The organism is uncultured Flavobacterium sp., assembly GCF_963922255.1.
Classification (GTDB): domain Bacteria; phylum Bacteroidota; class Bacteroidia; order Flavobacteriales; family Flavobacteriaceae; genus Flavobacterium.
Genome location: NZ_CAWUIC010000038.1, coordinates 1 through 3,599, shown reverse-complemented (window position 1 = coordinate 3,599; position 3,599 = coordinate 1). Strand labels below are relative to the sequence as shown.

Annotated in this window: 5 protein-coding genes; all 5 read right to left on the bottom strand. The window is 31.7% G+C overall.

What is annotated here, in order from left to right; genetic code table 11:
* Positions 1–156 precede the first annotated feature (156 nt).
* Positions 157–801, bottom strand: coding sequence for a hypothetical protein (locus tag AABJ49_RS14185; protein WP_338378949.1), 645 nt, complete (start codon positions 799–801; stop codon positions 157–159).
* A gap of 135 nt (positions 802–936) precedes the next feature.
* Positions 937–1,626 (bottom strand): hypothetical protein, encoded by a 690-nt coding sequence (locus AABJ49_RS14180; protein ID WP_338378948.1) that lies wholly within the window; start codon positions 1,624–1,626, stop codon positions 937–939.
* 147 nt (positions 1,627–1,773) lie between these two features.
* A complete protein-coding gene (locus AABJ49_RS14175) occupies positions 1,774–2,064 on the bottom strand; it encodes a helix-turn-helix transcriptional regulator (protein WP_338378947.1) in 291 nt (96 codons plus the stop codon).
* A 1-nt stretch (position 2,065) separates the two neighbouring features.
* A complete protein-coding gene (locus AABJ49_RS14170; RefSeq protein ID WP_338378946.1) occupies positions 2,066–2,410 on the bottom strand; it encodes a type II toxin-antitoxin system RelE/ParE family toxin in 345 nt (114 codons plus the stop codon).
* 671 nt (positions 2,411–3,081) lie between these two features.
* Positions 3,082–3,537, bottom strand: a complete 456-nt coding sequence (locus AABJ49_RS14165) for a hypothetical protein (protein WP_338378945.1) — start codon at positions 3,535–3,537, stop codon at positions 3,082–3,084.
* Positions 3,538–3,599: the final 62 nt, after the last annotated feature.

Below are 3,599 nucleotides of genomic sequence, written 5' to 3'. Positions count from 1 at the left end.
TAAAAAATCATCTTGAAATATCCTAGGTTTTGAGACAGTCTGACGGTTACGTATAAGAATAGTGCGTAGTTTGAGTGCGAGGATTTTCCGAAGGAAAATCAGATGCAAGCAAACAAGCACTAACTTTTGATTTAGGAATAAACTTACGCATTATTTTTATACAATGTTAGCATTAGTTTTTTCTATTTTATTGATATAATTTTTGATTTCAGTTTCCCATTCCAAATATTCAATTTTTTGTAAACCTTTGCTTGAAATCAGTTTAGTGTTTTTGTCTAGTTTTTTTAGAACAGATTTGAGATTAGGGTTTCCATTTATATATGGCCAATCAGTAAAAAGTCTGCCATATTCCCAATAATTATAATCGTCTTTGATTGATTCTTGCCATTTGTTTAGGAAGTAACTATTTAAATGTTTTCCATTTAATCTAGGGTCAAATAGAATCATTGTAATTAAACTTTCAGTTCCGTTATTGTTCCTCCAATTGTAACTAATAATTACAGTATATCCATTAATTTTTCCAATCAAATAATTCTTTTCGGTTTTAAATCCGACTTTTAGGAAATCAGTAAACTTTGCGGTTTTTATTTTTTTAGCCCTCCTTTTAGGTCCGACATATTTGTCATAAAAAAACAGCACCGTTCCGATAAAAATTGATAGTCCTATGATTAACATTAATAGATTAGCAAATCCATCAATTCCCATATTAAAACTACCAGAAAGTACTACTGATAATAAAGTTGAGAAAGCTATTATTGAAAAATAAATTAGGGCTTTTCTATAATAGTTCAGGATTTTCATCAAATTAATGCTAACGTGATTGTATAAGAATAGTGCGGTTTTGTGTGCGAGGATTTTCCGAAGGAAAATCAGAAGCTAGCAAAACTGAACTAACCTTTGATTAAGGACTAAACTAAGCATTATTTTTATACGGTGTTATAAACAGGTTTTTAATTCGGTTAAATTAGTAATCCATTCTCCGTATTCCTGCATTGGTTCTAATTTCATTTCACATTTTGTGAGTTTTGTAATTTGATAAATATTCTGTTGTCCAATTTCCTCAACTGCAAATATTAAAAAGAAATTACCCTTTAATTCTTTAATAAACCAATATCCATTTGTGTCAATTTGGCTTTCCAAAAAACGCATTTCATTTTTTCGGTCAAATATTGTGGCATAGAAGTGCAATCCTTTTAGAAATTTTAAATTTAAATCCTCATTTATTTTTTTAAATTCATTTTGAGTTAGAAATTCTATAATATCTTTTTTATTTATCGTTAAATTATGTTCCAGATTTAGAGGTCTAAAAACGTGCATCATATTTCGTCCAAAATCAATTTCAATAGAATCTTTTCTGTAAGTTTTGAAGTCAATATTTAATGTGTCAGAATTCAAGAATATTTTTGATTCTTTGAAATCAATTTTCACATTGACTATTGAGTCAGATGCTATATTTCCAACAGTTTGTTTGTCAAAATCTATAATAATCCCTTCATCTCTCGAAGTTGTTACCTGACCTTCTTCGATAATACGGTTTTTGTATGACATCCAAATTCCGCTAACTTCTTGACCTTTGCAAGATGTTAATCCAATGAAGATAAATATTATTTGTAGCGTTTTTCTCAACTTGTTTATAACGATCCTGCGGTATGAAAAGTTGCCGATTACGTGCAGTTTCCTCTCACGTTACAAGAAAGTTGAAGCGAGCTACAACCCTTGATTTTACTACTGGATCGGCAATTTTTTATACCGCATGTTGGCAGCTGTAGCTTCTTATCCAATCGAGATATTTAAGTGTTTTCCTAATCCCATCTCAATCAATTTGTAATATGTTGAAATCTGGATATCGCTTTGTCCACGTTCAATTCTCGAAATATAACTCTTCTTAGTTCCTGTCCTTTCAGCAAGTTCCTCCTGTGTAATCTGAGCATCTTTTCTTGCTTCTTTGAGCATAACCCCAAGTCTGAAAGCCAATGAATCAGCATCGTACTTATCTCTTGCTGGAGTGCCCTTTTCTCCAAATTTACCTTTTAATAAGTCTTCAAAATCAGTTACATTTTTCATCTTATTGTCCTCCATATTTTTCTCTTAAATACTCCTTTTTCAACTTTTCAGCCATTTTAATTTCCTTTTGAGGAGTTTTCTGCGTTTTCTTAAGAAAGCAATTTGTTAGTACTACAAGGTCACCTTTGTCTTGAAAGCATAAAATCCGAATACTCTTAAAAGTTGTGATTACTCGTACCTCCCAAATCCCATCTGTATTTTCAAGTAATTTATAAAATTTCTTAGGAACTTGCCTTTCAAATCTTACTAAATCAAGAACATATCCAATTTTTTCTTGAATCTTTGAATCCTGACTTTTGTAAAAGTCCACAAAGTTATCCTTGTATGCAATTACTTTTCTAATCATTGCTCAAAGTTAACTATACAGTTAACAATTTCAAAATCAAATCAGATTTATTTTTAGCAGAATGTCTCTCCCGCTATTGCTGCCAACGGCTTCGTGTTATGATGTGTTGCGTTGTGCTAGCAACTAAGTTAGTAAAAAGTCACGAACCAGAGGAAAATCCGTAGGATTTTCCGAGTAGGCTAGAAGCAGCAATGCATGATACACGTTGTTGCAAGTTGTAGCTTTTATAATTCCGACTTATTTAAAAAATATAGCGAAGATAAAATCAACTGAAAATTCCGTGTTATTTTCCGTCTAGTTATTAATTCTGCGTTTGAGTAAATAATTCCGCAAGAGTGATTTTCCGCGTACAGTTCAGTTTTTTAAAACCTTAAAAAATTCCGTTTGAGTGAAAATTCCGCAAACTTGATCAAATTCCGTTTAGTTTGTTATTCTGCGTTTGAGTGAAATTTCAGCGAAATTTATTCTACATTTTACTTACAATATTTTTATAAATCTGTAATTTCGAATTGGTTGCGCTTGAGTGATTTCCGCTTTTACTTGCAACGGTTTTGGCTATGGTTTCGTTGCGTGAAAATCCGCGATGATTTTCCGCCGTAAACCGAAGATAGCAAATTTGCGAGGACTTTCCGAGAGGAAAGTCAGAAGCAATGAACTATAGCCGGTGTTAGCTACAGTTTTTTTAATATTATTTTCGCCTTGAATTCAATTCCTTTGCAAGCATTCAAATTTTCATTGTATTCGCTATAATCATCAAATTCAGTCCGATAAGTTTTGAATCCATTTTTGGAAACCTCAAATCCAGTATTGCACCAAGCTAAAGGTAAAACAAATGGAATATTGTGAATCCAGTCAATTCGTGATTTTTCGTTCAGGATGAAATTTCCATTTCCATCCGTATTAACAGATTCAGATATAAATTCCTCCGACTCATAATATCCGTGTTCTTTATTTTTCCAATGTTTTTTCTCAATTCGTGAAACAGTTGCGTTTTCAATTGGGTTTTCGCTCAGGTCTATTACTTTTCCGATTATTTTCGGTTCATAAATAACTTTTTTTGGATGGATAAAAATTCCAATTAAGAGCAACAGAATGCCAACCAATATTATTTTCCTGTATTTTTTCACAAATTGTAGCTAACGGCAGTCTGTCTCAAAACTACCAATTAAATTTAAAAATAGATTAAAAA